Source organism: Armatimonadota bacterium, assembly GCA_017993055.1.
Classification (GTDB): Bacteria; Armatimonadota; UBA5829; order DTJY01; family DTJY01; genus JAGONM01.
The window spans coordinates 22,032-41,942 of record JAGONM010000012.1 but is presented as its reverse complement, the minus strand read 5'-3'; the positions used below and the strand labels follow the sequence as shown (position 1 = coordinate 41,942).

15 protein-coding genes and 1 pseudogene are annotated in these 19,911 nt (G+C 62.9%); 2 read left to right on the top strand and 14 right to left on the bottom strand.

The window, feature by feature from the left end:
- Nucleotides 1-13 precede the first annotated feature (13 nt).
- Nucleotides 14-1,558, top strand: coding sequence for a calcineurin-like phosphoesterase family protein (locus tag KBC96_06670; protein MBP6964072.1), 1,545 nt, complete (start codon nucleotides 14-16; stop codon nucleotides 1,556-1,558).
- Here KBC96_06670 and KBC96_06665 read toward each other — a convergent pair.
- Nucleotides 1,555-2,505, bottom strand: coding sequence for a cation transporter (locus KBC96_06665; GenBank protein ID MBP6964071.1), 951 nt, complete (start codon nucleotides 2,503-2,505; stop codon nucleotides 1,555-1,557). The genes KBC96_06670 and KBC96_06665 overlap by 4 nt on opposite strands.
- 374 nt (nucleotides 2,506-2,879) lie before the next feature.
- The gene (locus KBC96_06660; GenBank protein MBP6964070.1) at nucleotides 2,880-3,752 is read right to left on the bottom strand and encodes an SPFH domain-containing protein; all 873 of its coding nucleotides are present in this window, start codon (nucleotides 3,750-3,752) and stop codon (nucleotides 2,880-2,882) included.
- 397 nt (nucleotides 3,753-4,149) lie between these two features.
- On the opposite strand from KBC96_06660, the gene KBC96_06655 reads away from it, so the two are divergent.
- Nucleotides 4,150-5,817 carry a formate--tetrahydrofolate ligase gene (locus KBC96_06655; protein MBP6964069.1) on the top strand — a complete coding sequence of 556 codons (1,668 nt, stop codon included), beginning with the start codon at nucleotides 4,150-4,152 and terminating at the stop codon, nucleotides 5,815-5,817.
- A gap of 100 nt (nucleotides 5,818-5,917) precedes the next feature.
- Here KBC96_06655 and KBC96_06650 read toward each other — a convergent pair whose 3' ends face one another.
- From KBC96_06650 to KBC96_06595, 12 genes and pseudogenes are all read right to left on the bottom strand, one after another.
- Nucleotides 5,918-7,789, bottom strand: coding sequence for a diguanylate cyclase (locus KBC96_06650; GenBank protein MBP6964068.1), 1,872 nt, complete (start codon nucleotides 7,787-7,789; stop codon nucleotides 5,918-5,920).
- Nucleotides 7,790-7,966: 177 nt separating this feature from the next.
- A pseudogene (gene ispD / locus KBC96_06645) lies at nucleotides 7,967-9,133 on the bottom strand (2-C-methyl-D-erythritol 4-phosphate cytidylyltransferase).
- The gene (locus KBC96_06640; GenBank protein ID MBP6964067.1) at nucleotides 9,090-10,139 is read right to left on the bottom strand and encodes a TRAM domain-containing protein; all 1,050 of its coding nucleotides are present in this window, start codon (nucleotides 10,137-10,139) and stop codon (nucleotides 9,090-9,092) included. The pseudogene ispD and the gene KBC96_06640 overlap by 44 nt, the downstream one beginning before the upstream one ends.
- Nucleotides 10,140-10,369: 230 nt before the next feature.
- Complete coding sequence (locus KBC96_06635; protein ID MBP6964066.1) at nucleotides 10,370-11,467, bottom strand: NADH-quinone oxidoreductase subunit D; 1,098 nt, start codon at nucleotides 11,465-11,467, stop codon at nucleotides 10,370-10,372.
- A gap of 8 nt (nucleotides 11,468-11,475) precedes the next feature.
- Entirely contained in the window at nucleotides 11,476-11,964 is a 489-nt protein-coding gene (locus KBC96_06630) for an NADH-quinone oxidoreductase subunit C (GenBank protein ID MBP6964065.1), read from the bottom strand.
- A gap of 93 nt (nucleotides 11,965-12,057) precedes the next feature.
- Nucleotides 12,058-12,546 (bottom strand): NADH-quinone oxidoreductase subunit B, encoded by a 489-nt coding sequence (locus KBC96_06625; GenBank protein ID MBP6964064.1) that lies wholly within the window; start codon nucleotides 12,544-12,546, stop codon nucleotides 12,058-12,060.
- The gene (locus KBC96_06620; protein ID MBP6964063.1) at nucleotides 12,537-12,911 is read right to left on the bottom strand and encodes an NADH-quinone oxidoreductase subunit A; all 375 of its coding nucleotides are present in this window, start codon (nucleotides 12,909-12,911) and stop codon (nucleotides 12,537-12,539) included. Before KBC96_06620 ends, KBC96_06625 begins: the two co-directional genes overlap by 10 nt.
- Before the next feature lie 107 nt (nucleotides 12,912-13,018).
- The gene (locus KBC96_06615; protein ID MBP6964062.1) at nucleotides 13,019-14,317 is read right to left on the bottom strand and encodes a (Fe-S)-binding protein; all 1,299 of its coding nucleotides are present in this window, start codon (nucleotides 14,315-14,317) and stop codon (nucleotides 13,019-13,021) included.
- On the bottom strand, nucleotides 14,314-16,392 hold the full coding sequence (locus tag KBC96_06610) for an FAD-binding protein (protein ID MBP6964061.1): 2,079 nt from the start codon (nucleotides 16,390-16,392) through the stop codon (nucleotides 14,314-14,316). Before KBC96_06610 ends, KBC96_06615 begins: the two co-directional genes overlap by 4 nt.
- 12 nt (nucleotides 16,393-16,404) lie before the next feature.
- Nucleotides 16,405-17,475, bottom strand: a complete 1,071-nt coding sequence (locus KBC96_06605) for an alanine--glyoxylate aminotransferase family protein (protein MBP6964060.1) — start codon at nucleotides 17,473-17,475, stop codon at nucleotides 16,405-16,407.
- Between the two features lie 166 nt (nucleotides 17,476-17,641).
- Nucleotides 17,642-18,631 carry a hypothetical protein gene (locus tag KBC96_06600; GenBank protein MBP6964059.1) on the bottom strand — a complete coding sequence of 330 codons (990 nt, stop codon included), beginning with the start codon at nucleotides 18,629-18,631 and terminating at the stop codon, nucleotides 17,642-17,644.
- 206 nt (nucleotides 18,632-18,837) lie between these two features.
- The gene (locus KBC96_06595; protein ID MBP6964058.1) at nucleotides 18,838-19,905 is read right to left on the bottom strand and encodes an alcohol dehydrogenase catalytic domain-containing protein; all 1,068 of its coding nucleotides are present in this window, start codon (nucleotides 19,903-19,905) and stop codon (nucleotides 18,838-18,840) included.
- Between the last annotated feature and the right edge of the window lie 6 nt (nucleotides 19,906-19,911).

Here is a 19,911-nt window from a genome sequence, read left to right as displayed (position 1 = left end):
TCGAACCACCCACATGAAGAAATCACCAGGCCCTATCCTTCTCGCAGTTCTCCTGTTCGCATTGATAGCGCCGGCAGCTTGTCAGGACTTCGCCCAAGGCATCGTATACAACGACGCCAATCTCAACAGAGCGCGCGACCCCGGTGAGAAAGGGATCGCGGGCGTCCGAGTCTCGAACGGGCGCGTGATAGTGCAGACCGATTCGTCGGGCGCCTACCGGCTTCCCGTGGACGACGATACCATCATTTTCGTCACAAAGCCGCGGGGCTGGATGAACCCGGTTGACGCGAACAACCATCCGCAGTTCTACTACGTCCACAAGCCGAAGGGCTCGCCGCCACAGAAGTACAAAGGCGTTGACCCGACCGGACCGCTTCCCGAATCGGTGGATTTCCCGCTGTTCAAGCGCGAGGAGCCCGACCGCTTCAAGGCGATCTTCTTCGGCGACACCCAGCCTTCGAGCAAGGCGTCGGTTTTCACCCTGGGCCACGACATCGTCGAGGAACTCGTCGGCGCAGACGCGGCCTTCGGCGTTACACTCGGAGATGTAGTCGGCGACAGCCTGGCCCTGTACGAGGACGTCGCCGCAGCGCACGGGCTGATCGGCATCCCCTGGTATTACGTCAAGGGCAACCACGACACGAACTACGACGGTCGGCCGTATCACCACCTGACGGCCGAAACCTGGGCGCGCGTCTTCGGTCCGCCGTATTTCTCTTTCGACTACGGTCCGGTGCATTTCGTGGTGCTGAACAATCCGTACTACGAGCACGACGGCAGGTACACCGCCGAACTGGATTTTCGGCAGAAGCTGTGGCTCAGGCGCGATCTGGAGTTCGTACCGAAGGATCAACTCATCGTCTTCATGATGCACATACCGATTCACTGGATGTTGGACAGGGCGGAGGTATTCCAGTTATTCCAGGACCGCCCGAACACCTTCTCGATATCAGGACACACTCACACCCTGTATCAGGTCTTCTGCGGAGAGGCTCACGGATGGAAGGGGCCTCAACCTCACCATCACCTCATAAACGGGGCCGCGTGCGGAGCATGGTGGCGGGGAGCTCCGGACGAAGTCGGTCAGCCTCATTCCACCGGGGCCGACGGCACGCCGAACGGGTACACCATTGCATCGTTCGACGCGGCGGCGTACTCCTTCCGCTACAAGGCCGCAAGGCGCCCCGCCGACTATCAGATGAACATCTTCGCACCTGAGGAAGTCCCGTCGGCCGACACGGGAGCGACCGACGTCGTCGCCAACGTCTTCGCCGGCTCGCCGATGTCGAAGATCGAGATGAAGCTGGGCGACGGCCCGTGGGTCGAGATGTCGAGAGTCGCGGAGCCCGATCCATACTACCTGCGGATCAAGGAGCTCGAGGACAAGCTGACGAAGCCCCTGCTGTGGCGGGCGGTCCAGGCTCCGGGAAACAGCGCCCATATCTGGAAGGCAAAGCTTCCGGCCGGCGTTCCACCAGGCACGTACCTGATCCATGTGCGCTCGAAGGACGTCTTCGGCCAGACCGACATCGGCCGCCGGGTGATATACGTTCGCTAGAGGCGGATGCGCTCATCCTCACTAAGGAGGCAGTCGGGCAGGCATTTGTCAGGGCACGGCCTGGTGCAGGGCTCCATGTGGATGATCGCGGTGCTGTCCGGGTAGTGCTCCTTGATCGAGGCCACGATCTCGTCGTGCACTCGATGAGACTCATCTACCGACATGCTTCCGTCCACCAGCAGGTGGAACTGGATGAACCGGTGCGCCCCGGATTTCCTGGTTCGGAGGCGGTGAAAACCTCTGACGACAGGCGTCCAGACCATCACGTGCTCGCGAATCTGTCGTTCCTCGTCTGCGGGCAGGCTGACATCGAGGAGATCGCGCGCGGATTGAACGGTCAGGTGATAGGCGGCCCTCACGATCAGGACCGCCACCGCAATCGCGGCAACCGGGTCGATCCAATGGAGGTTCACCTGAGGCGCGATGATGTCGTTCAGCCAGAGCAAGGTCAATCCGACCATTACGCCGGCCGATGTGTAGACATCCGTGCGCAGGTGCCATGCATCCGCCTGCAGTGCGACGGAGTCGGTCTCCCTGCCGATCTTGAAGAGCCTCTGAGAGACGATGATGTTGACCACCGCCGAGACGAGCATCACCGCGGTGCCGAGTGCCACATGCTGCAGAGGCTCGGGATGCAGAAGCTTCTTGACCGCCTCGTAGACGATCCACCCGGCGGCGACAAAGATCAGAAGCGCCTCGACGGTGCCGGAGATGTTCTCATACTTGCCGTGCCCGAAAGGATGGTCCTCATCAGCGGGCTGGCCCGATGTCTTTACCGCGAACCATGCGATCAGCGCCGCGAGCAGATCGACCCCCGAGTGTATGCCCTCCGAGATGATCGAAACCGACCCGGTGAATAGCCCTACCGCTACTTTCAGCAGCACCAGAGTGGTATTGGAGGCCACCGAGAGCAGCGCCACGCCGGTTTTGCGTCGTTGCTGGTCCATGCTCACCCACACAATCAAAGAAGCCCTGCGGGACTCTAGCAGTCCCGCAGGGCTTGTATTCTCCTGCTGCCCGAGGCTAAGACTCGGGCCCAGCCGCGCCCCGACATTCCCGGAGCCGCCTGTTCCGGGCGTAGTATAACCCAGATCAGGTTGACCGTCAAGCTGAGTCACTCAGATTCGTCGGTATCGTCATTGCTCGTACCAGCGCGCTTCAACCGCCTCGACACGGCGTCTCTCAACAGGAACTCGATCTCCGCGTTCGCGCTCCGGAGGTCCGCCGCAGCCAAGCGCTGGACGTCATCCCAGAGATTCATACTTATCCGCAGCGGAAAGGCTTTTTTCACTGTGCTGCCTCGAGATCAGAGGACTCGTTACTACTGATAGAGCGTTCCCGCGTTTACCACCGGCTGGGCCGCGTGCTCGCTGCACAGTACCACCAGAAGGTTCGAAACCATCGCGGCCTTGCGCTCATCGTCCAACGGCAGCTTCTTGTACTCTTCCAAGCGGTCGAGTGCCATTTCGACCATACCGACCGCGCCCTCGACGATCTTCTGCCGGGCGGCGATGATCGCGGATGCCTGCTGCCTGCGAAGCATCGCCCCGGCGATCTCGGGGGCGTATGCCAGGTGGGAGAGCCGCGCCTCGATGACTTCGACACCCGCCGCCGCCAAGCGCTCCTGCAGTTCCGACTGAAGCGCCTTGCTCACTTCGTCGGCGTTCCTTCGGAGGGACTCGTGCTCGTCCTCGGCGTCGTAGGGGTACGATGACGCGAGATGCCTTACCGCGGTCTCGCTCTGAAGTTGCACGTACTGTACGTAGTTGTCAACCTCGAATGAAGCCTCGTAGGTGTCCCTGACCTTCCAGACGACAATCGCCGCGATCTCGACGGGGTTCCCCGCCAGGTCGTTGACCTTGAGTTTGTCACCGTTCAATGTTCTGATACGCAGAGAGACTTTGCGCTTGGAGTAGAACGGGCACACCCACTTGAACCCGCTGTCCTTGATCGTGCCTTTGTACCTTCCGGCCAGGAGAAGCACCGCGCTTCCATTCGGCTCGACGACTACCCACCCGCCCGGGATGAAAACCATCGTAAGAGTGAAGAGTGCGATCGCCGCCCCGAGCCGCCAGGCATCAGGCTGTCCCTGAACGGCGGTGATGAAGATGAAGATCTCGATCGCCAGCAGCGCTATGAACACCGCCAGGACGAGCCATCCTGAGATGGGCTTGACTTCGTATTCGTGCGTCATGGCACACGACCTCCTTGATATGAAGATGATATCAACATGATATCATATCGGCGCCGTTTGTCAAGCACTTTTTTCGCCGAGTCCGCGGGGAAGGCGTACAAGGGAACAGGGAGGGTCCGGAGGCCCTCCCTCTGATACAGCCGGATAGGCTTCTCGGCGGTTTGCTTCTCGGAAAAACATAACATCACCCTGAAGGAATCCCCGGAGTCGTCCGATAATATATGTGGGTGATTTGAAGGAACAAGCACACTTTGTCACATTTGCGCTAAGGTCTTCTTCCTCTACAGCCCGTCCCAAATGCGGACGGGCTGTTTTTTTGCGCCAACCCTCGAGTCTGGACACCCTGACGGCTGATATGGTAGTATTCGCCCATCTACCTCGGAGGGACAAGCCGCTCATGCTTTCGGATGTGGAGATCGCGCAGCACGCAGAGCCGAGCCCGGTCACGGAGATCGCGGCGTCGCTCGGCCTTGCGGAGGACGAACTCGAACTTTTCGGCAAGTACAAGGCCAAGATCTCGCTCTCGGTCATGGACCGCCTCAAGGACAAGCCGAAAGCGAAACTCATACTCGTGACGGCTATCACGCCGACGCCGGCGGGCGAAGGCAAGACGACCACCACCGTCGGCCTGGGCGACGCGTTGCACCGCATGGGCAAGAAAGCCTGCATCGCCATACGCGAGCCGTCGCTCGGACCGTGTTTCGGCATCAAAGGCGGCGCGGCGGGCGGCGGGTATGCCCAGGTCATCCCGATGGAGGACATCAACCTCCACTTCACGGGGGATTTCCACGCGATCACCACCGCCCACAACCTGCTGGCTGCGATGCTGGACAATCACCTGCACCAGGGCAATGACCTGCGAATCGACCCGCGCAGCGTCACGTGGAAGCGCGTGCTCGACATGAACGACCGCGCCCTACGCAACATCGTGGTCGGGCTCGGCGGCAAGCCGAACGGCGTGCCGAGGGAGTCAGGTTTCGGCATAACGACCGCCTCAGAGGTCATGGCCACCCTGTGCCTCGCAAGCGACCTGACGGATCTCCGGGAGCGGCTCGGACGCATCGTGGTAGGCTTCAACCTCGAGGGAGAGCCGGTTACGGCGCGAGACCTCCAGGCCAACGGCGCTATGGCCGCCGTCCTGAAGGACGCGATCGTGCCGAACCTCGTTCAGACGCTCGAACACACTCCGGCATTCGTCCACGGAGGGCCTTTCGGCAACATCGCCCACGGCTGCAACTCGGTCATCGCGACCAGGATGGGCCTGCACCTCGCGGACTACCTCGTCACCGAGGCCGGGTTCGGCTCGGACCTCGGCGCGGAGAAGTTCTTTGACATCAAGTGCCGGGCAGCTGGATTCGTTCCGGACGCGGCGGTGGTCGTGGCCACGGTTCGCGCGCTGAAGATGCACGGGGGCGTGCCGAAATCCGATCTGGACAAGCCGGACATGCTGGCCGTCGAGCGGGGCATACCGAACCTGATCAAGCACTGCGAGAACATGCGGACATTCGGCCTGCCGCCGGTGGTGTGCATCAACCGGTTTGCCTCGGACACCGACGAGGAGATCAACTATCTATTGCTGAGGTGCGACGTTCACGGGCTTCCGGCGGCGGTCGCGACGCACTGGGCAGACGGCGGAGAGGGCGCATCGGAGTTGGCCGGTATGGTTCTTCAGGCACTCGAGAGACCGAGCCAGTTCCGAATGCTCTACGATGCGCGGATGCGGTTGAAATCCAAGATCGGGCTGATATCGGCGGAGGTCTACGGAGCTGAGGGAGTCGTGTACACCGAGGAAGCCGAGAGGAAGATCAAACAGCTGGAGTCGCTGGGATTCGGGGAACTCCCGATCTGCATGGCGAAGACGCAGGCATCGCTCTCCGACAATCCCAACGTCCTCGGGCGGCCGGTCGGGTTTCATATTACCGTGAAGGATCTGAAAGTGTCAGCGGGCGCGGGGTTCGTAGTCGCCTACACGGGCAGCATCATGACCATGCCCGGCCTGCCGAAAAGGCCGGCGGCGGAACGGATTGACCTGGACGGGGACGGGAAGATCACGGGCCTGTTCTGAGTGCCGAACATGGAGTCTGGGAGGAAGCAGCGCTCCCTCCCCGATCGTCATCGCTTCTGTATGGATGTCCTCGCATATCCCCCGGTCCGGAGTCCAGAGCCTAGGCCGCCTCAGCGCGCTCCTCACAGATCTCCAGCATCTTGATGAATGCCTCGACCATTGCGGGGTCGAACTGGGTGCCGGCGCACTGCCTCAGTTCCTCTCGAGCCTCGGCCGGCGACATCGCCCTGGCGTGAGGCCGGGTAACCATCATCGCGTGATACGCATCGGCGATGCCGATGATCCGCGCTATCAGCGGGATCTCCTCGCCCTTGAGGCAGTTCGGATACCCGTGGCCGTCCCAGCGCTCATGATGGTACAAGATGCCCGGAAGCATCGAGCGCAGGTGCGGCGACTTCTGCACGATGGCGTAACCCATCGCAGCGTGGCCGCGTATCATGCGCTGATCCTCGTCCGTGTACACTCCGTCCTTGTTCAGCACGTCGTCGGGCACGCCGAGCTTGCCGACGTCGTGCAGCAGGCTGGCGATTCGCACGTCGTTCTGCTCCTCTTCCGACATGCCCAGTGCCTGAGCCAGTGCCACCGCGCTCTTCATCACGTCACGGGAGAAACCGGGGTAGCGCTGACCCTTGGCATCAACGGCCGCCGCTATCGCCTCGATCGTGCTGACGTCGGTGGCGTGAAGTAGCAGGTAGAGCTTGTACGGATCGCTCGTCTTGTCGTCGCGGATATCGTTGCTGAACGTCACACTGCGGTTCCGCCCCATTGACTTGGCCTGATACATGGCAAGGTCGGCCGCCATGATGAGGCCCTCGCGCTCCACGCTGTGTATCGGGTATTGGGCAACACCCAGGCTGATCGTGACGGAAATGGTCTCTCCATCTCCGCCGGTGAAGCAGTGCCTCTGCACCGCCAGACGCACTCGCTCGGCGGCAATCTGCGCCTCCTCGAGCGCAGTCTCAGGCAGGACCAGGGCGAATTCCTCTCCGCCGTAGCGCGCCACGACGTCAATGTCCCGTACCTCTGCGCTGAGGATGCGGGCAACATCCTTGAGGACGATATCGCCCACCGGATGCCCGTGGGTGTCGTTCAGCGTCTTGAAGTTGTCAATGTCGAGCATGATCACCGAGACCGGCCTGCCGAACCTCTCGGCGCGGCTCAGCTCGACGGAGAGTCTCTCCTGGAAGTGGCGGTGGTTGTACAGATTCGTCAGGCTGTCCGTGTTGGCCCTCTCGACCAGTTTGTCGTGGCTCTCTCGCAGAGCGATCACCATCCGGTTGAACCCGCCTGCCAGAAGGCCGAGTTCGTCCTTCGAACTGACGGGGATGACCACGTCGAGATTGCCCTGTTCGACCTTGCCCGCCGCGCCGATCAGATCGCGGAGAGGCCGAGTGATGGCTCTGGCGAGCGAAATCGCGCCCAGCAGGCCGACGAGAAGAGCGGCCGCGAATGTCGCCAGCAGGCGGTTCTGGGACTGCTCGATCGCCGCGTCAATGGAGGCGGAGGAGAACCCGACCGATATGCTGCCCTTCTCGTCCGGCCGCACCATGGCAGGCACGCGAATGGCGTTGAAGTCTTCCCCACCGGGACGGGCTATCCGCCGAATCGAACCGAGCATCTGCCTGGCGCTGGGCATGCGAGAGGCGCTCTTCGCCTCGTTCGTGGTCGCCCTGTCATGAACAAAGATCGCCTGTCCATCTGAGTCCCTGATCACGACGTAGGTGATGTCGCGATCAGTGTGCATGATCCGTTCGGTGAACTCCCGATAGAGGGCATCATTGCTGCCTTGCCCGAGCGGCGTGTAGGACAGGGCGAGAACCTTCGACAGGGTCTCGTACTTCTCAATCTTCTCCTCAGTAAGAGCCGCCTTCTGACCGGACATCTCAACGTGCCCGACGGCCAGCAGCAATGCGAAGAGCAGGCCGGTTGTAAGAACACAGATTCGCGATTCGAGACTACTTCGAGATCTCATACTGCAAAGATTCCTCCCGCGATAATAGGAGTACTTACACATACGAGGCTCTCCGGACCTGGGGGGAAGAGACTCGCCTTTCTGACATTATCGGTTGTGCAAACGTTGTCATTAGGGGTTGAGAGGCTGAAATCGGACAAGGGCGCGGAGTAACGGAGACGGAGAGCGCCGGATGATCTAGGGGCGCCGCAGGAGGGCGATCGCGTGGCACTCGATGCCGAGCCCCTCGCCTATGCGTCCGAGACCCTCGGCGGTGGTCGCCTTGATGCCGACTTGCGACGGGGTGATACCGAGCGCCTCGGCCACCGCGCGGCGCATATCCTCCACTCTCGCCGCGATCCGGGGGCGTTCGGCTATCAGCGTGGCGTCAACGTTGCCCACCAGCCAACCGGCATCGGCGATCCGCTCCGCGACGCGCCGAAGCAGCTGCGTGCTGCGGATACCCTTGTACGAGGCGTCCGTATCCGGAAACAGGCGGCCGATATCCGGCATGCCGGCGGCTCCGAGGAGGGCGTCCATGACGGCGTGTACCAGCACATCGGCGTCTGAGTGTCCGAGAAGCCCGTCCTCGCCGGGAAACGCCACCCCTCCGAGGAAGAGTTTCCTGCCGGGCGAGAACCGATGCACGTCGCAACCGTGACCGACCCTGATCTCCGCGCGGACGATCTCGCCTCGAGCCTCCAGCACGGCTTCGGCCGTCGCGACATCCGGAGGCGAAGTCACCTTGATATTCTCGCAGGAGCCCTGCACGATTGCTACGGTACGGCCGATCCGTTCGACCAGCGAGGCGTCGTCCGTGCCGACGTAATCGTCTGCAGATGCGCGCTCGTAGGCCGATTCGATGAGCGAGCGGTCGAAGGCCTGAGGGGTCTGCACGGCGTAGAGGCGGCCGCGATCCAGCGTCTCGTCCACGAATCGGCCGTCGCCGGAGGACTTGATGGTGTTCACTGCCGGCACCGCCGCGACGGCGGCCCCGAACTCGCGCGCGGCCTGGATGGAAGACACGATGATGTCCGGGGTGACGAGCGGGCGCGCGGCATCGTGAATCGCGACGATTTCCGAGGTGGGAGAGATGCGGCTCAGGCCGTTCCTGACCGAGTCCTGACGGGACTCGCCGCCGGGTGCGATGGCGGCGACTTTCGAGAAACAGTAGTCGCTCACCAAGTCCGAGGCTCTGCAGGTCTCGTCCTCATTCACGACGAGAACGATCTCCTCGATTTCTTCGCAGGCCTGAAAGACGGCCAGCGTGCGGGCGAGCATCGGCATGCCGGCGAGCGGGAGAAACACCTTGTTGTACGGCTTACCGAGTCTTCTTCCTCGGCCGGAAGCCGGAATAATCGCGGACGTTGCGGTCAATGATCTGGTCCTCTTGTTCCTGATCGGCCTTGATATTGGCGAAGATCATCTTGCCCGCGACGGTCTGGAGCACGCTCGTTACGATGACGTCCACGGTTTCGCCGATGAAGCGCCGACCGCCCTCGATGACCACCATCGTACCGTCGTCGAGATAGGCGACGCCCTGGCTCGGCTCCTTGCCTTCCTTGATGACGGGGACGGACATTTCCTCTCCGGGCAGCACGACGGGCTTGAGCGCGTTTGCCAGTTCGTTGATATTGAGGACAGGCACGCCCTGCAGCTCCGCCACCTTGTTCAGGTTGAAGTCGTTCGTGACGATGGACCCCTCCAGGTCCTTGGCCATTCTCACGAGCCGGGAGTCAACCTCGTCGGGGTTCTCCGGGTCGGCGGGGTCGTCCTGCTTGACCTGGAGTTCGAGTTCCTTGCGCATGGCATTCAGGATATCGAGGCCCCGGCGTCCCCGCGCGCGCCTGAGGTTGTCAGGCGAGTCCGCGATATGCTGCAATTCCTCCAGGACGAAGCTGGGTATGTAGATCTTGCCCTCGACGAACCCGGCCCGGCACACATCGGCGATGCGGCCGTCAATGATGACGTTGGTGTCGAGCAGCTTAGGCCGCTGCAGTTCCTTCTCCTCGGCTTCCTTGATCTGGGACAGCCCCGGGAAGTAGAACCGAAGTTCGTCCTTCATGCTCATCATCGCCCAGACGCAGAAGAAGACGAGGAACAGCACCGTGAGCACGCCGAGGAGCGGCCCGGATTCGCCGGCCCAGTCTCGGATATACTGCAGGAGCAGCACGCTCAGCAGCAATCCCATGATCACCCCGATGAGGGCCGCGATCTTGTCGGCGGCGGTCATGTTATGAAGCCGGTCACCCATGCCGGCGATCTGCTTGAATGTAAGCGACGCGAGAAGGAATCCGCCGAGCAGGCCTATGCAGATCATCCCAAGGGTGATACCGAGAGCGCTCAGATTGTAGCGCTCGTAGAGCATCATCCACTTGGTGATCAGGGGGAGATCTTTCAACTGCACTTCCGCAGCCTTCTGGAGATCGCCGCTGAACTTGGCAAGATCGTCGGAGGTGATGATGACGACCCGCTTGGCGATGAGTTCATCGCCGATGCGCCACTCGGTCAGCGGCATTACGGCCACCCAGAACACCATCAGCATGACGGTTACCGTATACAGAATCCAGAATGGTCTAGAAGAGATCATTGGTCACCTCGTTACCGGTCAACCTCGCCCAGGACGATATCCAGACTGCCGATGATCGCCACGGTATCCGCGACCTTCCAGCCTCTAACCATGTCGCCGACCGCCGCCAGATTGATGAACGACGGCGGGCGCCAGTGCAGTCGGTAGGGATTGACCGACCCATCGCTGATCACATAGCACCCCAGGTCGCCTCTCGACGATTCCACGCGGGCATAGGCTTCCCCGACGGGCGGCTTCAGAACTCTGGGCACCTTGGCGGTGTGTTCGCCTTCAGGAAGCATGTCCAGCGCCTGCTCCACGATCCTGGCGCTCTCACGAATCTCTCCGCAGCGAACCTGATACCTAGCAAGGCAGTCGCAGGTGTCGCCGGTGACTACGTCGAAGTCGAGCCTGTCATATACCGAATAAGGATCGTCCTTCCGCACATCCATCGGCACGCCGGACGCCCGCAGGGAGGGACCGCTCACGCCGTAGCTCACGGCGTCCTCGGGCGGGAGGATGCCGACTCCGCGCGTGCGGACGTAGACGATCTCGTTCCTGCCAAAGAGTTTGTCAATCTCCTCGAGGCGCCCGGGGAGTTTCTTGAGGAACGCCCGGGCCTTCGCATCGAATCCCTCCGGCAGGTCGCGCATCACGCCGCCCGGCCTGATGTAGCTGTAGGTCAGGCGCGCGCCGCAAGCCATCTCGAAGAGGTCCATGACGTCCTCGCGCTCGCGGAAGGCATAGAGGAACGGCGTCGTTGCTCCGAGGTCGAGAGAGAACGCGCCCACGAAGACGAGGTGGCTCGCGATCCGCTGAAGCTCCATCATGATGACGCGGATGAACTCGGCGCGGGCAGGAACCTCGATGCCCGCAAGCTTCTCGACAGCCATCGCGTAGACCGCGTTGTTGATCATCGCGGAGAGGTAGTCGGTCCGGTCCGTGAGGCCCACGAACTGCGGATAGGTGCGTGCTTCCGCGAGTTTCTCGATGCCCCGGTGAAGGTAGCCGATGTCCGGCCTGCCCTCGACGACCGTCTCACCGTCGAGGGTGAGGATCATCCGCAGCACGCCGTGAGTGCTCGGATGCTGCGGGCCCATGTTGATCTGGATTGTCTCGGTTCGGATCATATCAGTGCTCAGCCTGTCGCATCGGACGTGTCGGAGGGGCCGGAGACTGCCGAATCGGCGGCATAATCCTTCCTCAGCGGGAAGCCCTCCCAGTCGTCCTCAAGCAGGATGCGAGCGAGGTGGCGATGGCCCTCGAAGCGGATGCCGAACATATCGTAGACCTCGCGCTCCTGCCAGTCGGCCGCCTTCCACACGGTGCAGACGGAGGGTACGACCGGGTTGTCCCGATCGGTCTTGACCTTCAGCGTCAGGTAGTGCTTCATCGGGATCGAATACAGGTGGTAGACCACCTCGAACCGGTCGGTCCAGTCCACGGCGGTGAGCGACATCAGGTAGTCGAACCTCGCCGCCGGGTCGTCCCGCAGGAAGGCGCAGATTCCTGCGATCGCATCGGCCGAGACGGTGAGCGTCGCGACCCCGCCGACCTCCGAGGCCTCGTCCACGGCATCGGGAAAAGCGTTTCGGACGACCTGTTCGAGTTGTTCCGAGTTGCTCATGGTGTGATGACCTGTAATCAACGGTGTCTGTCTGAGCGAAGCGAAGTATCAGGCATGAGATTCCTCGCTGCGCCAGGAACGACAGGTTCGCTACTATGCCTCGCCCTTCTTGGGCTTGATGCTCTCCTTGTTGATCTTCTCGCGGAGCTTGAGGCAGCCCTGGATAAGCGCCTCGGGCCTGGGCGGGCACCCGGGGATGTACACGTCAACCGGGATGATCTCGTCCACTCCCATCACGACGCTGTAGGAGCCGATGAACGGGCCGCCCGAGATCGCGCAAGACCCCATAGCGATCACGTATCTCGGCTCGGCCATCTGCTCGTAGATGCGCTTGATCCTGGGCGCCATCTTCTTGGTGACGGTGCCGGCGACGATCATCAGGTCGCTCTGCCTCGGCGAGGCGCGGAACATCATGCCGAAGCGGTCGAAGTCATACCGGGCGGCGCCGGTCGCCATCAACTCGATCGCGCAGCACGCCAGGCCGAACAGCATATACCAGAGCGACGAGGTGCGGGCCCAGTTGAGCACGGTGTCGAGCTTGGTGGTCACGACGCCGGGCAGCCTCTCGACCACTACTCCCACTTGAGCACCCCCTTGCGCCACGCGTAGAGCAGTCCGACGAGCAGGACGGCGATGAAAACCATCATCTCCACGAAGGCGAAGAGGCCGAGGCCGGCCGCCTTCATATCCCTGAGCACCACCGCCCACGGGAAGATGAAGATCGCTTCCACATCGAATATGACGAACACGAGCGCGAATATGTAGTAACCGATTCGGAACTGCTTCCACGCGGGGCCGACGGGGACCTCACCGCACTCGTAGGGCTCGGCCTGGACGCCCTCAGCCCTGTAACTGGGGCGCAGGAGCCATGAGAACCACATGGTGACCACCGTGAAGGCGATCCCCACTATCGCGAAAAGGGCGATATACGCGTAGTTGTTCTGCATCTCGAACCTCTCGAATCGCGACAGATGCGCTATGCCCGAAAGCACTGCATTATATCACACGTCGCGCGGGTCTGAACAGGCTTGACTGGATGTCATTGGGACAGGAATCAGCCGCCCCTCATGAGCCCGAGGCGCTCGGCGAGGAGTTCGATGACGTGGCGGACGGGACGCCGGGTGTCCTGAGTGCGGGCGCCGAAGTCGATCTGGATGATGCACGCGGGGCAGGCGGTCGAGATGATCTCGGCGCGGGTGTCGGAGATGCGGCTCATCTTGCGGGAGAGGACTTCCTTCGACATCTCGGGGTGGCTGAGGTTGTATGAGCCGGCCCCTCCGCAGCACCAGTTCGACTCGGCCATCTCCGCCAGCTCGAACCCGCCGACATCAGCAAGCAGCCTTCTCGGCGCGTCGGTGATCCCCTGCCCGCGCCCGAGGTGGCACGGATCGTGGTAGGTGACCGTCACGCCGGTGGCCTGAGACTTCGGGAGCTTCAGCCCGGCGAGGAGTTCGGTGATGTCCCGGGTGCGCTTCGACAGATCGGCAGCCTCGGGGGAATCGGGTAGCAGTTTGGCCCACTCCTTCACGAATGAACTGCAACTGCCGCACTCGGTCACCAGGAGATCGAAGTCGAGGTCGGCGAACAGCTCGACGTTCATGCGGGCGAGATCGTGCGCGCCCTCGATGTCGCCGTAGGAATACGGAGGAAGCCCGCAGCAGACGTTCGGAGCGATCGTGATCCGGCATCCGGCGGCTGCAAGCAGCTTGATCGCCGCCTCGCCCATGCCCGGGAGTTGGAAGTTCGTGGCACAACCAATGAAGTAGGCAACATGCGGGCCTGACGCCTGCTCCGGATCGAGCCGCATCACCTTCACCCCACCCTGCTCGATCTCCCTGAATCCGAGACTGACCAGCTTTGCCCGCAGGAACCGACCGGGCATCGACGGCACCAGGTCCTCCGCGGCGTCGAGCGAGGAACTCAGCCAGCGGAGCAGCCCCAGGTTTCGAGCAGTGGTCGAGATGCCGGTCCGCTTGCCGAGTCGAGCCAGCCGGACGACGGTGTTGAGCAGCTTCGGATCGGCGAGAAGCGTGCGGAAGATGTACCGCCGGACCGCAGAATCGCCGAACCGGGAGTTGAACGCCTCGCGGGCGCGGACCATCAGTTCCTTCGTCTCGACGCGACCGAAGCAGTCAGTCGTACACGCCCCGCAGAGCAAGCAGTCGAAGAACGGCTCGAGCATCTCGCGGGTGACTTCTTCGCCGCCCTCAGTGATCGCTCGCACGGTCTGGTTCCGGGCGCGGGCGACCTGCGACTCGCGGCGAGTCGTGCGGTAGATCGGGCAGCTCTGCATGCAGTAGCCGCACTTGTTGCACCTGCTCAGCTCGGATTCGATGTAGTCAGGGTCTCTCATTCGGGTAGAACCCCGTTCGGGTCGAATGCGCGCTTGATCCATTCTTGGAGTGCGGAGGCGGAGTCTCCGGACGCAGCTTCCGCTCTGCCTTGCGCCCCAGAGGAAGCGGAAGCTCCGCGGACTTCGGTTCCGCAGTCCACAGTCCGAGGCACAGTGCGCAGGGTGACCTCAAGGATCGCGGCCAGCGTGCCCCGCGAGCCGATGAGCAGCTTCTCGACAGCATAGCCCGCGACGTTCTTCACGCAGGAGCCGCCGAACGACACGACCTCGCCGTTCGGGAGCGCCGCCTTGATGCCGGTGACGAAATCCCTCGGCGTTCCGTAGACGAGCCGCCCCGGTCCCGACTGGTCGGCGGCGATGATACCTCCGAGAGTCTCGCTGTCATCGAACCGCCTGCGGAACGGGAGCATCTGCCCATGCTCGGCGAGGGCCTGCTCGAGCGCACCCAGCGTGACTCCACACTCGGCGGTGACGGTGAGGTTCTCGTAGTCGTGCGAGATGATCCGGTTCAGCCATCCGAGCTTCAGAACGGACCTTCCACCGGTGGACCGCGGCGACTTGGTCCCGCCGCCTCGGACCAGCAACTTCGCGCCGTCACGATTCGCAATGGCGAGCGTGGCTCTCACAGCCTCCTGGTCCAGCGGCTGGAGGTCGAGCGCGCGTCCGGCAAGGTTAGGCAGGTCCGGATCTGCGAGCTCGCTCAAGTCGGGGAGAACCTTGCCCGGATTGCATCGGTGCTCGGGGTCGAATGCATCCTTTATCCGGTGCATGAGCCGCAACTCGGACGGGCCGAACATCTGCGTCATGTACTGCCGCTTGACACAGCCGATACCGTGCTCGCCGGTGAGAACTCCACCGTACTCGAGGGCAAGCTGCGTGATCTCCTGGTCGGCTTGCCGTGCCCGCCGAAGCTGGCCGTCATCGCGCGGATCGAAGAGTATCAGCGGGTGGAGGTTGCCGTCTCCCGCGTGGAAGACGTTCGCGATCGCGATGTCGTGCCTGCGCCCGATCTCCATGACGGCCGCTAGCGTCGCCGGGAGTTCGGTCCTTGGAACCGAGATGTCGGTACAGATCTTACTCGGCGCGATGTTGACGACCGCCCCGAATGCGCCCTTTCGCCCCTTCCAGAGGAGCGCGCGCTGAGCCTCGTCCTCGGCCTTATCCAGGCTGCGAACTCCATTCCGGCGGCAGACCTCTTCGACGCGCGCGACCTGATCGGCCAGCGTTCCCTTTGGCCCGTCGAGTTCGATCAGCAGAACCGCTTCCGCATCGAGCGGATACCCTGCGCTGAGATGCCTCTCGACCGCGCGGATCGTCTGATTGTCCATCATCTCGAGTGTCGCGGTGATGATTCCCTCGGCGATGATGCCCGAGACCGAGCGGCTCGCGCCGTCGAGGGTATCGAAGACAGCCAGCATCGTGACCACCGACTCGGGGAGCGGCATGATCCGGCAGACGATCTCGGTCACGAGGCCGAATGTCCCCTCGCTGCCGACGATCACGCCGGTGAGGTCATAACCCGATTGATCGAGGCTCGTCTCGAGGACCGATCCGTCGGGCAGGACCATCGTCAGGCCGAGGATGTGGTTGGCGGTGACACCGTACTTGAGGCAATGAGGGCCGCCGGAGTTCTCGCCGACGTTCCCGCCAAGGGTGCAGACGCACTGGCTGGCGGGATCGGGCGCGTAGAAGAATCGGTTCTTCGCGAGGACGTTCTGGAACTGGAGGTTGACGACGCCGGGTTGCACGACCGCGCGCTGATTGGCATAGTCGAGATCCAAGATGCGGTCCATCCTCGTGAACGAGAATACCGCGCCGCCTCGCACGGGAACCGGCCCGCCGCTGAGACTGGTCGCCGCTCCGCGCGCTACGAGCGGAACCCCTGATTCCGCGCACAGCCTGACGGCCGCGGAAACCTGCTCGGTGGTCTCCGGCAGGAGGGCGACATCCGGCATTCCCTCGTAGAACGTGCCGTCGTAGCCGTAGAACGACAGCCGCAGCGGATCGTCCACAACGGCGTCAGGGGGCATCACCGCACGCAGGCGGTCAACAAGGCCGCCTTGAACCTTAAGCATTGAACCTTGAACCTACCCGAGTATCTTCTTGAGCGCGCCGAGGAGCAGGATGACGTTGTTCGGCGTGGAGCTGGCTCCCATCAGGCCGACGCGCCAGACCTTGCCCTTCAGATCGCCGAGTCCGCCGCCGACCTCGATGTTGTAGTCGGCGAGCAACTGCTTCCGGACCGCCATGTCGTCCGCTCCGTCGGGGATCGTGACGGCGTTCAGGCTCCAGAGCCGGAAGCCGGGATCGGGAAGGATGCCGAGGCCCATCTCCGCGAGGCCGGCGACGAGCAGCTCGTGGTTCGCCTTGTGCCTCGCCCAGCGGTTCTCGAGGCCCTCGTCGAGGATCAGGCGCAGGCCCTCGTGGAAGCCATAGATCGCGTTGATCGGGGCGGTGTGATGGTAGACTCGCTCACTGCCCCAGTAGTTGCGGATGAAGTTCATGTCGAGGTACCAGCTCGCCACCTTGGTCTTACGGTTTGCGATGACCTCGACCGCTGGCGGCGAGAACGAGATCGGCGCGAGGCCCGGCGGGATGCTGAGGCACTTCTGGGTGCCGGAATAGCACGCGTCTATCTTCCACTCATCCACCCGGACCGGATGGCCGCCGAGCGACGTGACGGTATCTACCAGGAAGAGGGCGCCGGCGTCGTGGACGATCTTCGAAATCTCCTCGAGCGGCTGAAGGACGCCCGTCGAGGTCTCCGCATGTACGATGCCGACGAACTTGATCCCTCCGCCCGCGACCGCTTTGCGGACGTCCGCCGGATCGATCGGCTTGCCCCAGGGAGCGTCGACGCGGATGACCTCGGCTCCGTAGCGGCCCGCGACATCCACCATGCGGGTGCCGAAGACGCCGTTCACGCAGACGACGACGCGGTCGCCCGGCTCGACGAGGTTGCAGATCGCGGCCTCCATCCCGGCGCTTCCGGTGCCGGAGACGGGGATCGTCAGCTCGTTCTCGGTCATCATGACCCGCTTGAGCATGTCCTTCGTGCTCTCCATGATCTCGATGAAGTCAGGGTCGAGGTGGCCGATGGTGGGAAGCGCCATCGCCTGAAGGACCTGAGGGTCTACATTGCTCGGGCCGGGGCCCATGAGCACACGCGGTGTGATATCCAGCACTATGGTTCCTCCGGGAAAGGGTTATGGTCTTCCGGTAGGTTCGGGGAGTGGCGGAGGGATTCCTTCCGGGGATGGGAAGAGGGCAACCGGGCCGCCCGCAAGGGGCAGGTGTCGCGGACGGCCCGGTTCGGGCAGGGGATCAGATATGCTCTCTGCGGAAGCGCATGCGGGCTCTCGAACTGGCGATGTCGGGACCGTTTCCGCGCGTCTCGACCTTGAAGAAGGCCATGTGGACGACCGACTCCTCGCAGACCAGCGCCGAGCCGACGACCGAAGGGCCCTCGTACCTGTGGTCCTTGCCCATGCCTACCGAGTCGAAGACGGACCCACTCGATGCGGCGGCCGCCTCCAGGAAGGTCTTGGCCGCGCCGAGGTCCGGCATGGACGGGCCTCTGTTCCTCAGGAGGGCGTCCATCGCGTAGCTTTTCACGAGCTTCGAGTGCAGCTTCGGGTACGCCGCCTCGGACGACAGGAAGTCGAGGCCACTGACCCGGCCGTTGACGAATACGAGGACTCCCCTCTGCCCGGGCGCGCACGGGAAGGCGTCCAGGTACTGCGAGATGTCCGCGGAGCGGCGCTCGTAGACATCCCTCATGGCCCCGGTAGGCGAGTCCACACCGGCAGCCGTATGCATGTCCGCGATCTCCGACCATATCTCGGACTGGTTCGAGGCGAAGGACGCGCCTGCGTGCAGGGACCGGCTCACGGAAGAAAGCTTGGATTCCCTCGTGCGCCGGGACAGGAGATGCGCCGATTCATCGAACCTCTCGGACGTGTAGTGCCACCTGCCCTGTTCGGTACAGCTCACCGGTATCACGGTTTCCGATTTCGCGTCCAGCAGGATCGTGGTGTTGACGACACGGTTCTGCTTCGCCCCGATCATCTCCTCTCCGTCGAGGAGCAGCACAGGGACGTCACCGCTGTTGACCGCGCACAGCCTCGGGACGGATCCCCCTTCGTCAATCTCCTTCACCGTCAGGAACTGCTTCTCCATCGCTTCGCCGAGCGTCAGGTACGCCGGTCCCTGTTCGATATCCGAGAACAGCGGCAGGACCGTCATGTTCTCGAACTGCTGCGCTTCCCTGATCTCCGCCTTCAGCAGAGCGTCTTGTACGATATTCTCTTTCATACTCCCGTCTCCTTTCCAGCCGCCGGGGGCCGGTAGAAATACGGGGCCGAATGGGCGTAGAAGCCCTCGGAATGGATTCAGGAAGGGAGGTGAGTAAGGACAGCGGAATCGCAGTCCGGCGACCGCCCATCGGCCCCAAAGCTGAATCCATGGTATCACCCGCCGGACAGGTTGTCATATCGTTTGGTGAGAATTCCGGAAGATTCTCAAGGTTTCAGCAGCACCTTGATAGATTCCGTCGCTTCGTGGACCATGTGGAGGGCGGTTTCGTAGTTCTCCAGCGGCAGTTCGTGGGTCACGATCGGGGAGACATCCACCAGGCCGCGCATGATGTAGTCAATCGCCAGCGGGAACGTGTACGGCGCGAGGTGCGCCCCGAGGACGTTCAGCTCCTTCTTGTCGCCGATGATCGTCCAGTCCACGGTCGCCGGCTCGCGGAAGACGCCGTACTCCACGAACGTGCCGAGCTTCCGGAGCATCATCAGGCCGGGGAGCACCGACTCCGGGTAGCCGGTCGCATTGATGTAGACATCGCACCCGTAGCCGTCGGTCAGATCGAGCACCCGCGCGACGACATCCTCCCGGTCGGGGTTCATCGTCATGTCCGCGCCGAGATGCTTTGCCACCTCCAGGCGGTAGTCCTTCGGATCAATCGAGATCAGGAGCGATGGGGTCAGGAGCTTCGCGACGCCGACCATCCCGAGGCCGAGAGTCCCCGCGCCCGCGATCACGACGACATCGCCGAGTTGGATTTGCGCCCTCTGGACGGCATGGATCGAGCATGCGAGCGGCTCGATCGCGGCGGCGGCGGTCCGGGAGATTCCCACGGGCAGCTTGTAGTTGCGCGACTTGGCGGGGAACTTCATGTACTCGGCCCACGCACCCGGGACTTTCTGCTTGAAGCCGTAGACGTTCGCCTCCCTGCAGAGCCAGTACCTGCCGGTCGCGCAGTATCGGCACTCGCCGCAGGGGACGATCTGCTCCGAGACGGCGAGATCGCCGATCGCCAGGCCGTGCTTCTCCCCAGCGCCTTCGCCGAGTTGGACGACCTCACCCGCGAACTCATGGCCCGCGATGATCGGCGGCTCGCACGCCCCACCGGGTCCCCAGAAGTGGTGAGCGCCGGTGAAGCACTTCACGTCACTCGCGCAGACTCCCGCGTGGTCAACCTTGACGACGACCTCTCCGGGTCCGGCCTGCGGGGTCGGCACTTCCTCGAGCCGGTAGTCCTCCGGACCGTATGTGACGACGGCTCTCATGGTCTTGGGCAGCATGGAATC